Source organism: Candidatus Methylomirabilota bacterium, from assembly GCA_035709005.1.
Taxonomy (GTDB): domain Bacteria; phylum Methylomirabilota; class Methylomirabilia; order Rokubacteriales; family CSP1-6; genus 40CM-4-69-5.
The window spans coordinates 23140-40658 of sequence record DASTFB010000096.1 but is presented as its reverse complement, the minus strand read 5'-3'; the positions used below and the strand labels follow the sequence as shown (position 1 = coordinate 40658).

Annotated in this window: 16 protein-coding genes; 1 reads left to right on the top strand and 15 read right to left on the bottom strand. The window is 69.8% G+C overall.

Annotation, left to right across the window (positions count from 1 at the left end; genetic code table 11):
- From rpoN to murJ, 10 genes are all read right to left on the bottom strand, one after another.
- A partial coding sequence (gene rpoN, locus VFR64_17820) for an RNA polymerase factor sigma-54 (protein HET9491600.1) occupies window positions 1–1182 on the bottom strand: 1182 nt, incomplete at its 3' end.
- 23 nt (window positions 1183–1205) lie between these two features.
- A complete protein-coding gene (gene lptB, locus VFR64_17815; protein ID HET9491599.1) occupies window positions 1206–1928 on the bottom strand; it encodes an LPS export ABC transporter ATP-binding protein in 723 nt (240 codons plus the stop codon).
- Between the two features lie 4 nt (window positions 1929–1932).
- Complete coding sequence (gene lptA / locus VFR64_17810) at window positions 1933–2475, bottom strand: lipopolysaccharide transport periplasmic protein LptA (protein ID HET9491598.1); 543 nt, start codon at window positions 2473–2475, stop codon at window positions 1933–1935.
- Between the two features lie 11 nt (window positions 2476–2486).
- Complete coding sequence (lptC, locus tag VFR64_17805) at window positions 2487–3038, bottom strand: LPS export ABC transporter periplasmic protein LptC (protein ID HET9491597.1); 552 nt, start codon at window positions 3036–3038, stop codon at window positions 2487–2489.
- Window positions 3039–3112: 74 nt separating this feature from the next.
- Window positions 3113–4081 carry a KpsF/GutQ family sugar-phosphate isomerase gene (locus VFR64_17800; GenBank protein ID HET9491596.1) on the bottom strand — a complete coding sequence of 323 codons (969 nt, stop codon included), beginning with the start codon at window positions 4079–4081 and terminating at the stop codon, window positions 3113–3115.
- The gene (gene kdsA, locus VFR64_17795; GenBank protein ID HET9491595.1) at window positions 4078–4926 is read right to left on the bottom strand and encodes a 3-deoxy-8-phosphooctulonate synthase; all 849 of its coding nucleotides are present in this window, start codon (window positions 4924–4926) and stop codon (window positions 4078–4080) included. Before kdsA ends, VFR64_17800 begins: the two co-directional genes overlap by 4 nt.
- Complete coding sequence (locus tag VFR64_17790; GenBank protein HET9491594.1) at window positions 4923–6527, bottom strand: CTP synthase; 1605 nt, start codon at window positions 6525–6527, stop codon at window positions 4923–4925. The genes kdsA and VFR64_17790 overlap by 4 nt, the downstream gene beginning before the upstream one ends.
- A gap of 33 nt (window positions 6528–6560) precedes the next feature.
- Complete coding sequence (locus VFR64_17785) at window positions 6561–8243, bottom strand: hypothetical protein (protein ID HET9491593.1); 1683 nt, start codon at window positions 8241–8243, stop codon at window positions 6561–6563.
- A complete protein-coding gene (xerD, locus tag VFR64_17780) occupies window positions 8243–9208 on the bottom strand; it encodes a site-specific tyrosine recombinase XerD (GenBank protein HET9491592.1) in 966 nt (321 codons plus the stop codon). Before xerD ends, VFR64_17785 begins: the two co-directional genes overlap by 1 nt.
- Before the next feature lie 11 nt (window positions 9209–9219).
- The gene (murJ, locus tag VFR64_17775) at window positions 9220–10776 is read right to left on the bottom strand and encodes a murein biosynthesis integral membrane protein MurJ (GenBank protein ID HET9491591.1); all 1557 of its coding nucleotides are present in this window, start codon (window positions 10774–10776) and stop codon (window positions 9220–9222) included.
- 110 nt (window positions 10777–10886) lie between these two features.
- Between murJ and rpsT the strand changes: the two genes are divergently transcribed.
- Complete coding sequence (gene rpsT / locus VFR64_17770; protein ID HET9491590.1) at window positions 10887–11150, top strand: 30S ribosomal protein S20; 264 nt, start codon at window positions 10887–10889, stop codon at window positions 11148–11150.
- Window positions 11151–11152: 2 nt separating this feature from the next.
- Here the strand turns inward: rpsT and holA are convergent, their stop codons facing one another.
- From holA to uvrC, 5 genes are all read right to left on the bottom strand, one after another.
- Entirely contained in the window at window positions 11153–12166 is a 1014-nt protein-coding gene (gene holA / locus VFR64_17765) for a DNA polymerase III subunit delta (GenBank protein HET9491589.1), read from the bottom strand.
- 11 nt (window positions 12167–12177) lie between these two features.
- The gene (locus tag VFR64_17760) at window positions 12178–12699 is read right to left on the bottom strand and encodes an LptE family protein (protein ID HET9491588.1); all 522 of its coding nucleotides are present in this window, start codon (window positions 12697–12699) and stop codon (window positions 12178–12180) included.
- On the bottom strand, window positions 12696–15254 hold the full coding sequence (leuS, locus tag VFR64_17755) for a leucine--tRNA ligase (GenBank protein HET9491587.1): 2559 nt from the start codon (window positions 15252–15254) through the stop codon (window positions 12696–12698). The genes VFR64_17760 and leuS overlap by 4 nt, the downstream gene beginning before the upstream one ends.
- A 91-nt stretch (window positions 15255–15345) precedes the next feature.
- Window positions 15346–15612, bottom strand: a complete 267-nt coding sequence (locus VFR64_17750; protein HET9491586.1) for a hypothetical protein — start codon at window positions 15610–15612, stop codon at window positions 15346–15348.
- Window positions 15609–17501, bottom strand: a complete 1893-nt coding sequence (gene uvrC, locus VFR64_17745; protein ID HET9491585.1) for an excinuclease ABC subunit UvrC — start codon at window positions 17499–17501, stop codon at window positions 15609–15611. Before uvrC ends, VFR64_17750 begins: the two co-directional genes overlap by 4 nt.
- Between the last annotated feature and the right edge of the window lie 18 nt (window positions 17502–17519).

Sequence of the window (17519 nt, the reverse complement as noted above, 5' to 3'; positions counted from 1 at the left end):
GCCCTGCGGCGTCTCCACGTACTTGTTGGTGGTGACCCGGCTGATGGTCGACTCGTGCATGCTGATGTCCTCGCCGACGTCGCGCAGCGAGAGCGGCCGCAGGTAGGGCAGGCCCTTGTCGAGGAACTCGCGCTGGAACTTGACGATCGACTGCGTCACCTTGCGCAGCGTGCGCTGCCGCTGGTCCACCGACTTGATGAGCCACACCGCCGAGCGCAGCTTCTGCTCCACGTACTGACGCGCCTCGTCGCCGGAGTTGCGCAGCAGCGATCGGTAGAGCGAGTTGACGCGCAGCCGCGGGATGCCGTCCTCGTTGAGGACGACGACGTACTCGCCACCCATCTTGTGCACGACCACGTCGGGCACGATGTACCGCGAATCGCCGCCGCCGAAACGCCGCCCTGGCTTGGGCTCGAGCCCCATGATCTCCTCGACCGACTCCATGATGCGGTCGAGCGGGAGCTTGAGGGCCCGCGCGATGTCGGGGTAGCGCCGGCGGGTGAGATCGTCGAAGTGCGCCTCCACGATCTCCACCGAGACCGGGTCCGGATTGGGGTCGGTCTTGAGCTGGATGAGCAGGCACTCCTGGATCGACCGCGCGGCCACCCCGGGCGGGTCGAACCCCTGCACCAGGGTCAGCACCTTCTCCACCTCGGCCACCGAGACGCCGCAGCGCTGGGCGATCTCCTCGGGCTCCGCTCTCAGATATCCGTCCTCGTCCAGGTTGCCGATGATCTCCGTGCCGATGCGCCGGGTGACGGGGTCCTCGGTCGCGAAGCGTAGCTGTTCGTCGAGGTGGTCGGTGAGCGACGACACCGACCGGACCATGTTCTCGAACGGGAGATCCTCGCGGTCCTCCTGGGCGACGAGCGAGCGTTCCTCGTGGTCGTCGAACATCACGGCGTTGAGGTCGAAGGGCAGGTCGTCCGTCTGCCGCTCGGTGGCGGCAGGTGACTCCGCCGACACCGGCTCCGTGGCCGGCGCGGGGGGCGCGTCGGGTGCGGGCGTCTCTGCCGCCTCCGCCTCCGGGGCCACCTCCTCCAGGAGCGGGTTCTCGAGCAGCTCCTGCTGGACGACTTCCTGGAGCTCGAGGGTGGACAGCTGCAGCAGCTGGATGGCCTGCTGGAGCAGCGGCGTCATGACCACCCGCTGGCTCTGCCGTAAGGAAAGTCGCGTTTCCATCGCCATGGCGGTGCCGGGGACCTCTAGAGGGAAAACCGCTCGCCCAGGTAGATCTCCCGGGCGACGGGATTGTTGGCGATTTCGCTGGCCGTGCCCGACACCAGCACTTTGCCGTCGTAGAGGATGTAGGCGCGGTCGGTGATGGCCAGGGTCTCGCGGACGTTGTGGTCAGTGATGAGGATGCCGATACCGCGGTCGCGGAGGCGGCCGAGGATCTCCTGGATGTCGCCGATGGCGATGGGATCGATCCCCGTGAAGGGCTCGTCCAGGAGCAGATACCGGGGCGACGTGACGAGGGCCCGGGTGATCTCCAGCCGCCGGCGCTCGCCGCCCGACAGGGTGTAGGCCGGATACTGGGCCAGCCCGGTGAGATCGAGCTCGGCCAGCAGCCCGCGGGCGCGCTCCCGCCGCTCGGCGGCGGTGAGATCGAGCGATTCAAGAATGGCCAGCAGGTTCTCCTCGACAGTGAGCTTGCGGAACACCGACGACTCCTGGGGCAGGTACCCCACGCCCATCCGGCAGCGCCGGTACATGGGCAGGGCCGTGATCTCCGTCCCCTCGAGGAAAATCCGCCCCCCGTCGGCGGCGAGGAGCCCCACGATCATGTAGAAGGACGTCGTCTTGCCGGCGCCGTTGGGCCCCAGGAGGCCCACCACCTCGCCCCGCTGGATCTCGAGCGACACCCGGTCGACCACCTGGCGGTGCTTGAACCACTTGCTGAGGTCCTGGGCGATTAGACCTTCCATCGCCTCAGGGCCCGCAGGCCGCACGCGGCCCCGCCGCCGCGGCGGACGCCTGCCGGTCGTCCTTGGGGTGGAACACCGCCTTCACCCGCTCCTGCTTGCCCCCCTGGACCACGCTGCGGTCCTGGGCCAGGAAGATGGTGATGGTGTCACCGGTGATGACGTTGTCGCCCTCCCATACCCGGGCGTCGCCGATGAGCACCACGCGCTGGTCGAGATCGAAGTACTCGACGCGCCGGGCCGTCCCCATCTTGCAGTCGCTGGTGACGATGCGCACGTTCCCGGTGGACACCGTCCGGAGGATCCGGTCGCCCTTCTCGTCGAGATAGAGCTCCACCCGATCAGCGTACTGCACGGAGCCGTTCTGGCGCGCCACAACATTGCCGAGGAAGATGATGAGGCTCTCCTTGCCCAGGCGCTCCATGCGATCGGCGTCCACGGTGACCGGTTGTTGACCACCCTCGCGGCCCTTGCCCAGACTCGGCGTGAGCTGGGCCTCGGCGCCCTGCGCGCCGGCCAGCGTGGTGACGAGCACGCCGAGCGCAAGCACGGCTCGCCCCCTCACCGTCCGGACTCGTCGGCGAAGGTCGCCCGCACGCGCCCCTGGATCGTGGTTGCCTCTTCGGCCATTCGGACGTCCAGGCCGCTGCCGTCGACCACGGTGCCATCCTGATACAAACGCACCGGCGCGTCCGTCCACAAGCGACGCTCGGCGCCCTTCCAGCGCAGCACGCTCGTCTCCAGGCGCAGGCCGTCGGCGGAGGTCAGGACGACGTTACCGCGGAGCTCCACGTCGCGCGTGTCCTGAAAATAGTCCCCCTCCTGACCCACGATCGTCCACGTCTGGTCGCGATGCTCCACCCGCACCCGGATGTTCCGGAGCGTCGTCCGGCGCTCGCGCTCAAAGACCGCCCCCTGATCAGCGGTGAGCTGCCATGACGTCCCGCCGTACTGCTCTTGCAGGTCGACGTCCTTGATGCTCAGATCCGCGCTGGACGGTTGGGGACCGACCGGCTCCATCCGCACCGCCTGCGTGCGCACGACCAGGACGCCCGCCACGACGAGAACGAACAGGATGACGATCGCGAGAATGCGTCGTGATAGACGGTCCACTATGACACCCTGCAATTTTGATACCAGCCTATCACACGCCTCCCACGCGGAAAAGGGAATTGCTCGGCGGGGTATTACAGGTCGATCTTCGCCCTCAAGATATCGTGCAGGTGAATGACGCCGACCGGCCGACGCGCATCATCGACAATGATAAGGCTGGTGATCGCGAACGTCTCCATGATCTCCAGCGCCTTGACGGCGAGCTCCCCGGCGTCCACGGTCTTGGGGCTGCGGCTGGCCAGCTCGCCGGCTCTGAGGTCCACGATCGGCTCCGGCCGGAGGTGCGCCCGGCGCAAGTCACCGTCGCTGATCACGCCGGTCAGCCGCCCCAACTCGTCCACCACCGTGGTAATGCCCAGGCGCTTTCGGGTCATCTCGACGATCGCGTCTTTCATGAGGACATCGGCCGCCACGATGGGAACCTCGTCGCCCTGGTGCATCAGATCGGCCACGCGGACGAGGGTCCGCCACCCGAGGGTGCCGCGGGGATGCAGGGCGACGAAGTCTTCCGCGCGGAGCCCGCGCAGCTCGAGCAGGGCCATGGCCAGGGCATCGCCCATGGCGAGCGCCGCGGTGGTGCTGCAGGTCGGGGCCAGATTCATCGGGCACGCTTCTTCGGCGACCCCCACGTCGACGACGACCTCGGCCTGCCGGGCCAAAGTCGAGGTGGGGCTGCCCGTGAGGAGCACGATAGGAATCCCCAGCCGCTTGAGGACGGGGACAATCGCCAGAAGCTCGTCGGTCTCGCCGGAGTTCGAGAGGGCCAGGACCACGTCGCCGCGGGCCACCATGCCCAGGTCGCCGTGCACCCCCTCCGCGGGATGCAGGAAATAGGAGGGCGTGCCGGTCGACGCCAGCGTGGCGGCGATCTTGCGGCCGATCAGGCCGGACTTCCCCATCCCGGTGACGATGACGCGCCCTCGACAGCGGAACAGCAGCTCGACGGCCCGGTCGAAGCCCTCGTCCAGCCGCGGGATGAGGGCGGTGATGGCCTCGGCCTCCAGCCGCAAGACACGCTCGGCCAGGTCGCGCCAGCCGCTCATGCGCCGGTGGCCGCGCGAATCGCGCTGAGCACGTCCAGGAGCGCGGGCAGATCGTCGATCCGCAGCATGTTGGGACCGTCGGACAGGGGCCGGCCATCCGGCAGCGTACGGTCGGGGTCTTCGTGCATCTCCATGAACAGCGCATCGACGCCGACGGCCACGGCGGCGCGGGCCAGGGCCGGCACGTAGCGTCGCTCGCCGCCGGAGCGGGTGCCCGCGGCCCCGGGCAGCTGCACCGAGTGCGTGGCGTCGAAGACCACCGGCACGCCCAGCGCGCGGAGCTGCACGAGTCCCCGCATATCGACCACCAGGTTGTGGTACCCGAAGCTCGTGCCCCGCTCGGTCAGCAGGACGGCCTCGTTGCCGGTCGAGCGGACCTTGTCCACCACGTTCTTCATGTCCGGCGGCGCGAGGAACTGCCCCTTCTTGATGTTGACGGGCTTTCCCGTCCGGGCCACGGCCAGAATGAGATCGGTCTGCCGGCAGAGGAAGGCGGGGATCTGTAAGATATCCAGGACGTCGGCGGCCGGCGCCACCTCTTCCACCTGGTGCACGTCGGACAGGACGGGCACGCCCACGGTCTCCCGCACGCGGCGCAAGATGCGCAAGCCCTCAATGAGCCCGGGGCCCCGATAGCCCTCCACCGACGATCGGTTGGCCTTGTCGTACGACGACTTGTAGATGAAGGGCACGCGCCGGTCGGCGGCGATGCCGGCGAGCCGCTCCGCGGTCATCAGCGCGTGTTTCTCGCTCTCGATGGCGCAGGGCCCCCCGATCAGGACGAGCGGATGCCCGCCGCCGATCGTGATCGAGCCCACTCGCACCGGTCGGGTGGCGAGGCTCATACCGGTCCCTGGTGCGCCAGCGCCGCGCGCACGAAGCCCGCAAAGAGCGGATGCGGATCCCACGGGCGGGAGCGGAACTCGGGATGGAACTGGCCGGCCACGAAGTACGGGTGGTCGGGCAGCTCGATCATCTCCACGACGTCCTTGTCGGCCCACACCCCCGACACCCGCAGGCCTTCCTTCTCCAGCCGGTGCAGGAACTCGTTGTTCACCTCGTAGCGGTGGCGATGCCGCTCGTGAATGATCGACTGCCCGTAGAGGCGAGCGGCCAGGCTGCCTTCGGTGAGCAGCACCGGATACAGTCCGAGCCGCATCGTGCCGCCTTTACCGGCGACGGCTCGCTGCTCGGGCAGCAGATCGATGACGGGGTGGCGGGTGGCGGGGGCGAACTCGGTGGAGTTGGCCCCGGCCAACCCGCACACGTGACGGGCGAACTCGATGACCGCGCACTGCATGCCCAGGCAGATGCCGAAGTATGGCACGCCGTGCTCACGCGCGAAACGGATCGCCGAAATCTTGCCTTCGATGCCGCGGTCCCCGAAGCCGCCGGGGACCAGGATGCCGTGGACGTCGCCGAAGTGGGCCGTGGGGCCGTCGCGCTCGATGTGCTCGGCATCGACCCAGGTGAGGTCGACGCGCGCCTCGTTGGCGATGCCGCCGTGGGCCAGGGCCTCGACCAGGCTCTTGTACGAGTCCTTGAGATCGATGTACTTGCCCACCACGGCGATGCGGGTCGCCCGGCGCGGAGACTTCACCCGCTTCACGACCTGCTCCCACCGGCTCAGGTCACCGGGCCGGGGTTCCAGGCCCAGCTGCTTGACGATGATCTCGTCCAGCCCCTCCCGATGGAACACCAGCGGCACCTCGTAGACGGAGTCCACGTCCTTGGCCGTGATCACCGCCTCCTCCTCGACATCGCAGAAGAGCGCGATCTTCGACTTGATGCCTGGCGGCAGGAAGCGGTCGGTGCGGCAGAGCAGGATGTCGGGCTGGATCCCGATCGCCCGGAGCTCCTTCACCGAGTGCTGGGTGGCCTTGGTCTTGAGCTCCTGGGCGGCCTGCATGAACGGTACCAGCGTGAGGTGGATGTAGAGGACGTTGTCCCGCCCGACGTCCTTCTTGAACTGACGGATGGCCTCCAGGAAGGGCAGGCTCTCGATGTCGCCGACGGTTCCCCCCACCTCCACGATGACGACGTCCACGGTCCCGACCACCCGGTGGATGCTGGCCTTGATCTCATCGGTGATGTGCGGGATCACCTGCACCGTCCGCCCCAGATAGTCGCCCCGCCGCTCTTTCTGGATCACCGAGAAGTACACCTTGCCGGTGGTGACGTTGTGATCCCGCGTAACGCGCACAGACGTGAACCGCTCATAGTGGCCGAGATCGAGGTCGGCTTCACCGCCATCGTCGGTCACGAACACCTCGCCGTGCTGATAGGGGCTCATCGTCCCCGCGTCGACGTTGATGTAGGGATCCATCTTCTGGAGCGTCACGCGGAAGCCACGCGCTTCCAGAAGCGAGCCGATGGAGGCCGCCGCCAGCCCCTTGCCCAGCGAGGAGACGACGCCGCCCGTCACGAAAATGAACTTGGGAGCCAAGCCCTCCCCTCCTTTGTCGGCGCCTCGGAGCGCCTACACCGAGTCCCGGGCGCTCACGCCATGGCCATGCTGCTTAGCCCAGTGTTCCACATACGCCACCTCGCTGTCGCGGTCGGTCACGATGCCGTCCAGCCGAGCGTCGCGCAGATCGCGCAAAACCCGCGCCACCTCGGCGCTCCGGGGGACGCCGAGCGCGACGACGGCATCGCCGGTCAGTACGGGCCGGGCTCCCGCCGCGCGGCTGAGGAACCAGTCCACCGTATCCCGGGCCCGGGCTCCGCCGGCCAGCCACAGGCCGGCCAGCTCGACGGGCGAACGGTTCCACAGCGGACGCGCCCGCTGGCTGGCCGGACCCGCGCCGGTCAGCCGACCGGGGAGGTCGCGCGCGGCCTCCAGCGCGCGGCCGAGCCGCGTCAGGGGCTCGCCGCTGAAGCCCAGGCGGGCCAGGACGGCGTCGGCTACGTCGCGCGGCTGGTCGGCGACGAGTGCCAGCACGGTCAGCTCCAGGGGTTCGATGGCCAGCCCCCGCTGGTGGGACCACTCGAGCGCCTCACTCAGCGCATTGACGTACGCTGCCGACCGTCTGGAAAAGCGATAGCGGGCGTCGAGCAGCCGGAAGGCGCCGCTACGACCGAGCCGGCAGAGGGCCTCGGAAGGCCGCCGCTCACCGAGCATGTGCTCGATCTCCGCCGTCAGCCGCTGGCCCGAGAGCGCGGGATACGGGCCCAGGCGCAGGGCCCGGGCCTGGGCGCGCGCCGTCCAGGCATCGAGCGCCAGACCCAACCGGGCGGCGTAGCGGGCCGCCCGGAAGATGCGGGTGGGATCCTCGACGAACGACAGCGGATGCAGCACGCACAGGTGTCCGGCGGCCAGGTCCCGCCGGCCTCCGAACGGATCCAGGAGCTCCCACCCATCCGCGTCGAGCTCGACTGCCAGCGCGTTCACGGTGAAGTCTCGGCGACCGAGGTCCTGGCTGATCGTCGCGGGCATCACGCGAGGCAAGGCCCCCGGGCGCTCGTAGCGCTCCGAGCGCGCCGTGGCGAAGTCCACCCTGCCGAGGGCGCTCACTGGCACCGAGGCGGTCAGAAAGCGCAGGTGTTCGACGGTGGCCGCCGACGGCACGCCGTGCGCGGCTGCGAAGGCGCGCGCCAGGGCGAGCGCGTCGCCCTCGACGACGATGTCCAGATCGCCGGCTCCGCTTCGTCCCAGCAAGGCGTCCCGCACGGTGCCACCGACCAGGAAGACGCGGACTCCCGCTTCGGCGGCGAGGCCGGCCAGGGTGTCCAGCGCGGGCCCCGCCGCCTGCGGCAGCCGGTCGCGGAACCACCGACCCACCGGCGTACCGATCGTCAGGCGTCCCGGTCCCGGCATCACCGCTCCGAGGATCTCGCGGCGATCGCGAACGACGACCGCCGGAGCGCCAGCGGCGAGAAGGCGACGCACCCTCACCTCGGACTCGCTCACGGACACTACGGGCAGCGACCGGACCAGCTCCTCGGCAGCGAGCCCCTCGAGGCCGAGGCCCACCGCGCGGCTCAGATCCTGTCGCAATGCGACATCCCCGGCGGCCGTCGCGACCAGCGCGGCGTCCCGCCGCCGGGCCCGGGCCAGTGCCTCGGCGACCCGCGCGCGGGCCGGTACGCGCACCACCCTGGCATTCACCAGGTCACTCGCGGCCGGCGCGGCCTGCGGATAGACATGGGCCCGTTTGGCCATCACGCCCTGGCCCGGGGATGGAATTCGTCGTACATCCGACGCAGCGTCGCCGACGGCAGATGCGTGTAGATCTGCGTGGTGGCGATGTCGCTGTGGCCCAGCATCGCCTGCACCGACCGCAGGTCGGCGCCGTTCTCCAGCAAGTGGCTGGCGAACGAGTGACGCAGGACGTGCGGGGACACGCGCCGCCGCACGCCGGCGGCCCGGCCGGCCCGGGCCACCACCGACCACAGCGACTGGCGCGAGAGAGGGCCGCCGCGCCAGTTCACGAACAGTCGGCCCGAATCTCGCCGCCGCGTCGCTGCGGGGCGCGCCTCGGTCACATAGCGTTTGACCCACGCCGCCGCCTCCTGGCCCAGGGGCACCAGCCGCTGCTTGCGCCCCTTGCCCGTACAGATGACGTAGCCGGCGGCGAGGTTGACGTCCTCCAACGAGAGGCCCAGGCACTCGGACGCGCGCATGCCGGTCGCGTACAACAGTTCCAGCAGCGCGCGATCACGCAGGCCGCGTGCGGTCGTGGGGTCGGGGCTCTCGACCACCGCCGCCGCCGTCCTGGCCGGCAAGGTGCGGGGCAAGGCGCGCGAGCCTCGTGGACGCTCCAGGTGCTGGGTCGGGTCATGGGCGAGGCGGCCCTCGCGCACGAGGTACCGGCTCAGCCCCCGCAGCGCCGACAGTCGGCGCGCGATGCTGGCCGGCTTCATTCCATCACGCTGGAGCCGCTCGAGGTAGGCCAGGATCTGCTCCGGACGAACGCGCTCAAGGCTGCTGCCGATCGCAGCGAGGAAGGCCGTGAAATGTCGGATGTCGGCGCGGTAGGCGGCCAGCGTGTGGGCCGAGACGCCACGCTCGGCTCCGAGAGCGGCGAGGAAATCAGCGACGGGATCACTACCGATCGGAAGGCGGCGTGGGCCGGCGGGCCCGCAGCGCCCGCGCGGCCGCGACTCGGGCCTGAGCGGAGTGGGCACGCGCGATTATATCAACGTCGTTCTCCCACCGGCAAGACGGCGCGGAGCGCCGTCGACTCCGGGGCCGCCAATAGCCGGCTGGTGCTCCAGAAGGCGGCGGCCCCGCCCGCGATCGCCAGCGCCAGCCATCCGGCCTCGAGCCAGCGTGTGTTGGCGGACGGCCACGCCCAGAGGCACAGCGCGCACCAGGCCACGAGAGGCGCACACGCCACCAGCGTCCGGCCCAGGCTCACCGCCAGCTGGCGACCACCGAGCCGGCCCAGCCGCCGGCGGGCCACCCATAGAAGCAGGACCACGTTGACGTATCCGCCCAGCGACGAGGCCAGGGCCAGCCCGCCGTGCCCCAGCGGCTCCATGAGCGCCACCGCGGCGACGACGTTCGCTGCCACCGAGAGCAGTCCGAGCTTCACCGCGGTGCCCGGCTCGCCGAGGGCGTAGAAGGCCTGGGCCAGGATGCGCGCCATGGAGAAGCCGACGAGACCCACGGCGTACCAGGCCAGGGCCTGGGCAGTGGCTACGGTGTCCTCCGGGCCGAAGCGGCCGCGCTCGAACAGCACGCGCGTGATCGGCAGCCGCAACGCCACCAGGCCTGCCGTGGCCGGCAGGGCCACGTACAAGGCCAGGCGCAGCGTGAAGTTCAGCGTCTCGGCCAGGCCCTGCCGGTCGCCCACGGCCGCTTGCCGGGACATGGCCGGCAGCGAGGCGGAGGCCAGCGCGATGCCGAACATCCCGAGGGGGAATTCCATCACCCGGTCGGCGTAGTACAGGAACGAGATGCTGCCGCCCCGCAGCAGCGAGGCCAGCAGGGTGTTGACGAGCACGGTCACCTGCACCGCGGCCAGCCCGAAGACGGCGGGAATCAACAAGCGCCCGACGCGGGTGAGCGCGGGATGGCGCTCGGTCGAGGGCCCCACCAGCAGCCCCGCCCGGCGCAGGCTGGGGACCTGCACCAGCAGCTGTCCAGCGCCGCCGGCCAGCACGCCCACGGCCAGGGACAGAATCGGCGGCTCCATCCGGGACGCCAGGAACAGGACCGCCACGATGATCGCCACGTTCAGCACGGCCGGCCCCAGCGCCGCCGCGAAGAATCGGCCATGGGCGTGCAGGGCGCCCATGGCGAGGGCGGCCAGGCCGACGAGGAACAGATAGGGGAACATCACGCGCGTGAGCAGCACCGCCAGGGTCATCTGGCCTGGATCCTGGGCGAACCCCGGGGCGATCACCCGCAGAATCCACGGGGCGGCGGCGATGCCCAGCAGCGTGGTCACGGTCAAGGCCGCCAGCGAGGCGCCCAGCACGGCGCGCAACATCTGCAGGAAATCCTGACGGGCGCGGGTGGTCGCATACTCCGTAAAGACGGGAACCAGCGCCGTGGACAGGGCCCCTTCGCCCAGCAACCGGCGCAGCATGTTCGGAATGCGGAAGGCGACGAAGAAAGCGTCGGTGACGGGACCCGCGCCGAACGCCAGGGCCACGACCATGTCGCGGACAAAGCCCAGGACCCGGCTGGCCAGCGTGGCGGCGCTGATGCTTCCCAGCGCCCGCACCACTTGCCGCTCGACGCTCATGACCTCGTCCCCGCGCCGTGGGGCGGTGTGGCACGACGCGACAATCCGCTGGCAATCGGCGGGTGGTTGCGGGAGAATCCAGCAGCGATCATCCAAGGAGGCAGAGGTCGTTGGCCAACACGAAATCGGCGCTGAAACGGATCCGCCAGAACGAGAAGCTGCGGGCGCGTAACCGGACGGAACGCTCGCGGGTGCGGACCGCGGTGAAGACGGCCCGGACCGCGGTCAGCGAGGGCAGCGCCGACGCGCGCGCCACCGCCCTGGCCGCCATCCGGGCCCTGGACAAGGCCGTGAGCAAGGGCGTGGTCCACCGCAATACCGCGGCCCGCAAGAAGTCGGCGCTCGCCCGCAGGCTGGCCAGTCTCCCCAGCTAGGGTCACGGAGCGCTCGCCAGCTCCGTGACCAGCGCGGCCAGCTCCGCCCTGGGCTCTCCCCCCGACTTCAGCCGCCACTCGGCTCGCCAGCACCGCTCCAGCCGCTCCGTGAGGCTCTGGACGGAGCGTCCCGTGGTCGCCGCGACGACCGCCTCGACGGCGCCCGGCGGGCGCCGGAGCACGCGCGCGATCTGCTCGACCGACTGGCCGCGCGAGCGCCACTCCTGAACCAGCAGGGCCGTTCGGACCTCACGGCCGAGCGTGGCCAGCACGAGCATCGCGTCTTCCACCGCCAGAAGCCGCTCCAGCGTGCGCAGGGCCAGGCCGAGCTCACGGCGCTCGATGGCCCGGGTGAGGTCGAAGATGCCGCTCAGGCGATGCTCGCCCACCACCGCCGTGACCTCGTTCACCCCGACAGTGGCATTGCTCGAACCGCCGGCCAGCGCGGCTTTGCGGACCTCGCCGAGCAGCGTGGCGCTGTCGTCGCCCACCCACTGCACCAGGAGCCGCGCCGCCTCTTCGCTGACCGTGAGGCCCTCGGCGGCCGCGCGCTGCCGCAGCCATTCCTCGAGGGCCCGGCCCCGGCGCGCCAGCAGTTCGACCACCGCGGCGGCCGGCACGGCATCCAGCAGCCAATGGGGATGCTTGCGATCGCGCGAGGCGCCGAGCGGCTCATCGGCCAGCAGCAGGAGACAGGCTGCCGGGTTCGGCTTGGCCACGTACCGCTTGAGCGCCTCTGCGCCCCGGGCAGCCAGCGCCTGGGACCGCCGCACCACCACCAGCCGGAAGGCGGCCTGCACGGGCACGGTGAGCGCAGCGTTGACCATGGCGTCGACGTCGACTTCGCGCCCGTCGAAGACGTCGCGGTCGAACACCGCCAGGGAAGGCTCCACCGCCATGGCCCGGGTCGCCGCCCGCAAGGCGTCGTCGAGGAGCTGGGCGTCACCCCCGTGCAGCAGGGCGACCGGCGGCAGCTGACCCCGCTCGGCGCTCCGCAGGAAGGCGACGTAATCCACGGGGCGAGAGGCTAGAACCGGTCGAGCGTGAGCGCGACCACAGCCCGCGCGATCTCCACGGCGGCCGCGCGCAACGCGGCGTCTTCCTGGACCAGGGTCTGAGAGACGGCGGCCCCCACCTGGAAGTCGGCACGCTCCTGGAACCCGCTCTGGTCGAACAGGAGCGTCCGCTCCCGGAGGTCCCGGTAGCGCAGGTTCATGGTGACGACGAGCCGATAGCGCCGTACGGCGGCCGAGGGATCGAAGGCCAGCGACACCAGCTCGTAGCCCGTGATCTCGCCCTCCAGGAGAGAATCGGCCCGCTCACGACCGACCACGCGGAGGCGGCCGTTCGTCGAGAACGCCTCGACCACGGCCCGGGTGATGACGTTTTCGACGGCCGGCTCGCTGGTGTGATTCGTGAAGATGGGCACCGCGATGGTCTGGATATGGGTGGGCAGCGTCCCCCGGAACGAGTATCCGCAGCCGGCCGCGGTGAGGACGACGGCGGCGATCACCACGCCGGCGCCGATGGGGCCACGGCCCAGCCTCACGAGCGGGTCACGATGTTGACCAGTCGGTTGGGGACGACCACGACCCGCTCGACCTGCCGCGAGGTCAGCCACGGGCGGACCCGAGCGTCGGCGAGGGCCTGACGCTCCACATCGGCATCGGCGGCGCCGGCGCCGACGGTGAGACGACTGCGCACTTTGCCATCGACCTGCACCACGACCGTCACCTCGTCGCGCTGCAGCGCGGCCGGGTCGACGCGCGGCCATCCCGCGCGGAACACGCTCTCCCGGTGGCCGAGTTGCGACCACAACTCCTCGGCGATGTGAGGGCAGAACGGAGCGAGCAGGATCAGCAGCGTGTCCACCGCTTCGCGCAGCAGCGCTCGGCGCTCCTCCCGAGCGCCCGGCTCCGGGCCGGCGGCCTCGTAGGCGTGGAGCGCGTTGACCAGCTCCATGATGGCGCTCACCGCCGTGTTGAAATGCATGTCGCGCTCGATATCCTCGGTGACCCGCGCGATCGTCTCGTGGATCGTCCGCCGCAACGCCCGCCCCTCGCCCGTAAGAACCGCCGCCGCCTCTCCGGAGCGGGCCGTTGCCCTCGCGCGAACCGGGGGGGCAGTCGGGGGTGGCGTCTCGCCCCCCCCGACATCAACGATCGCATCACGAATCGCCTCCACCCGCTCGGTGACGAACCGCCACACCCGGTTCAAGAACCGGAACGCGCCCTCCACGCCGTGGTCGTTCCAGTCCAGATCCTTCTCGGGCGGGGCGGCGAACAGCGAGAACAGCCGCGCGGTGTCCGCGCCGTACTTGCGGATCAGCTCGTCGGGATCGACGACGTTGCCCTTGGACTTGGACATTTTGGCGCCATCCTTGATGACCATGCCCTGGCTCAGCAGCGCCATGAACGGTTCGTCGACCTTCACCAGGCCGAGATCGCGGAGCACCTTGGTGTAGAAGCGGGCGTAGAGCAGGTGCAGGACGGCATGCTCGATACCGCCGATGTACTGGTCCACCGGCATCCAGTACGCGGCCGCCGCGGCGTCGACCATGCCGCGGTCGTAGTGCGGGGAGCAGTAGCGGAGGAAATACCACGACGACTCCACGAAGGTGTCCATCGTGTCGGTTTCGCGGCGGGCCGGGCCCCCGCAGCGCGGACACCGGGCGTTCACGAAGGAGGCGACGTCGGCGAGCGGTGAGCCCCCCTTGCCGCGGATCTGGACGTCGCGGGGCAGGACGACCGGCAGGTTCTCCTCCTTCTCGGGGACGGTGCCACAGCCGTCGCAGTAGAGCACCGGGATCGGGGCTCCCCAGTAGCGCTGGCGGCTGATCCCCCAGTCGCGGAGGCGATAGTTGATCTTGGCCTCGCCCAGCCCCCGCGTCACGAGCCAGTCGATGACCCTGCGCTTGGCCTCGGCCACCGACAGCCCGTCCAGGAACCCGGAGTTGATCTTGATGCCGTCCCCGCTGTAGGCCTCGCCGACCCAGCCCGCAGGTCGGCGAACCGTCTCGACGATGGGCAGGCCGTGCTGCCGGGCGAAATCCCAGTCCCGCTGGTCCTCGCCGGGAACGGCCATGATGGCCCCGGTGCCGTATCCCATCAGGACGTAGTCCGCGATGAACAGCGGGATCTCGGCTTCGGTGAACGGGTTGACGACACGGGCGGTCAGGCGGAGCCCGCGCTTGGGGCGGTCGGTGGCCAGCCGCTCGATCTCGCTCTGCCGGGCCACGTCGCGGCGAAACGCCTCCACGGCCGCTCGCTCGGTCTCGGAGGCGATGAGGACGTCGACCAGGGGATGCTCGGGGGCCAGCACCGCGTAGGTCATACCGAAGACGGTGTCGGGACGCGTGGTGAAGACACGGACCGTCACCCCGGGCCGGCCGGCCACCGGCAGATCGAACTCCACGCCCTCGCTGCGCCCGATCCAGTTCCGCTGCATCGTCATCACGCGCTCGGGCCAGCCCGGCAGGCGGTCGCACCAGGCGAGCAGCTCGTCGGCGTAGTCGGTGATCTTGAAGAACCAGCCCTCGATCTCCCGGGGGGTGACCGGGGAATCGCAGCGCCAGCAGCGCCCGTCCTCCACCTGCTCGTTGGCCAGGACGGTGGCGCAGGAGGGACACCAGTTGACGGTCGAGCGGCGGCGATAGGCCAGGCCGCGCTCGAACATCTTGATGAAGATGAGCTGTTCCCACCGGTAGTACGCGGGATCACACGTGGTGACTTCGCGGTCCCAATCATAGGCGATCCCGAGCGTCTGGAGCTGCCGGCGCATATAGTCGATGTTCTCGTAGGTCCAGATCGCCGGGTGCACCCCGTGCTCGATGGCGGCGTTCTCGGCGGGCAGGCCGAAGGCGTCCCAGCCCATCGGGTGGAGGACGTTGTAGCCGCGCAGCCACTTGTAGCGGGCCAGGAGATCGCCGATGGCGTAGTTGCGGACGTGGCCCATGTGGATGCGTCCCGAGGGGTACGGGAACATCTCCAGGCAGTAGAACTTCGGTCGGCTGGGATCCTCGGTGACGCGGAACTGCTTCCGCTCCTCCCAGATACGCTGCCACTTGGCCTCGATCTCCTGGTGGGGATACCGCTCGGTCGGCATGATCAGGCTTGTGTTCTACCAGACTGGGGGAGCAGAGGCAAGAAACGGCCCCTCCGCACACCGGGCGGAGGGGCCGGTAGGTCGGAAGGACCTACATCTTCTTTTGCAGCATGATTCCCGCCGCCTTGGCGGCCTCGTCGGCCTTCTTCACCGAGTCGGCATGCTTGCCGGTGTCGTGCAGCTTCTGGGCCTCCGCGGTCAGCTTCTGGATCGTGGCCTTCTTCTTCGGGTCCTTCTCCTTGGCCGCCGCGTCTCTGAGCTGCTTGATCAGAGTTGGGCACTGATTGGCCTCGGCCACGGTGCCCCCCAGGAACGCGCTGGCCACCACGACGGCGAACACTGCCAGCATCTTCTTCATTCGTCCTCACCTCCCCTCGAGCCAGGCTGGCGCTCGACGGTGTAATCCTGACGGAGCTTCCCCGGTTCCCCGGCCACTCCGGCGGAGGCGGCCACGCCGTGGAAGTGGTCGTAGATGCGCTGGGCCAGTTTCGGCGTCACTTTGGGCACCGCGGCCAGCTCGGCCACGCTCGCTTCGCGCACCCGCCGCGCCGAGCCGAGCGTCTTGAGGAGGCTCGTCCGGATGGTGGGGCCCACCCCGGGAATGGCATCCAACACCGATTGAATGGTTCGTCTGGTCCGGAGCGTCTTGTGATACGTCACTGCGAACCGATGCGCCTCGTCGCGGATCTTCTGCAGCGTGTGCAGCGCCGGAGAGGTCGGGTCCAGGACCAGGGGCTCGAGCGCCTCGTTACGGTACACCTCCTCCCGCTGCTTGGCCAGCGCCACCACGGGAATCCAGTCCAGCCCGAGCTCCTGCAGGACCGCCAGCCCGACGTTGAGCTGGCCGCGGCCGCCGTCGATCAGCACGAGGTCTGGCAGGGGATCGCCCTGCTCCAGGGAGCGCGCGTACCGCCGCCGCAGCATCTCGGCGAGCGAGGCGAAGTCGTCGGCGCCCGCCACCGTCTTGATCCGGAAGCGCTTGTAGTCGTCCTTCTTCAGCCCCCCGTTCTCCCACACCACCATCGCCCCCACCTGCTCGGCGCCGTGGATGGAGGAGATGTCGTAGCCCTCGATCCGGTTGGGCAGCCCCGGAAGATTCAGGGCCCGCTGCAGCTCCTCGAGCACGAGCTGCTGCCGGTTCTCTCTCGAGAGCAGATGGTTCTGCAGCGCGATGGCCGCGTTGGCCTCGGCCATGGCCACGAACTCGCGCCGGGCCCCGCGCTGGGGCACCACCAGCTGCACGCGACGGCGGGCCAACCCGCTCAGCCACTGCCCGAGCAGATCGGGCTCGGGCACCGCCTCCGAGAGCAGGAGCTCGGGCGCCGGCGTCACCTGCTTGCCGTAGAACTGCCGCAGGAACGCCGAGAGGATCTCGCCGTCGCTCCACCCCGCCACCCGGTCGACGAAGAACGCCTCCTGGCCCATCAGGCGTCCCTTGCGCACGAAGAACACCTCGAGGCAGGCATCCTGGCCTTGCCGGACCACCCCGATCACATCCTGGTCCACCGGCTCGGTCGAGATGATCTTCTGGCGCTCCCGAACCTTGTTGAGCGCCTGGATCTGGTCGCGGAGCACGCCGGCACGCTCGAACTTCTCCTCGACGGCCGCCGCCTCCATCTCCCGGGTCAGGCGGACGGCCAAGTCATCCTCCTTGCCCTCGAGGAAGTCCTGTACGGCGCGCACCGTGCGCGCGTACCCTTCCCGCGTCTCCCAGCCGGTGCAGGGCGCGTTGCAGCGCTGGATATAGTACTGCACGCAGGGCCGTTCCAGCCGCCCGTCGATCTTGATCGCGCAGGTGCGCAGGGGGAAGAGCTGGCGGACCAGCCGCAGGGTCTCCCGCATCGCGGTCGCCGGATAGAAGGGGCCGTAGTACTGGGCGCCGTCGTTGGCGACGCGACGAGCGACCACGAGCCGGGGGAACTCCTCGTTGGTGGTCAGCTTGAGGAACGGATAGTGCTTGTCGTCCCGCAGGATGATGTTGTAGCGGGGCCGGTGCTTGCGCACCAGATTGGCCTCGAGCATCAGCGCTTCCAGCTCGTTGTCGGTGACGATGTACTCGAGGTCGTGGATGTGACGCACCAGGGCGTCGGTCTTGGCGTCGCGAGGCCGGGCTTCGTGGAAGTACGAACGGACGCGGCTCCGCAGCGAGGCCGCCTTGCCGACGTAGAGCACCTGTCCCTTGACGTCCCGGTACAAGTAAACCCCGGGCCGATCGGGCAGCCCGGCCAGCTTCTCCTCGAGCGCCACAGGGCTATTGTACCGGGC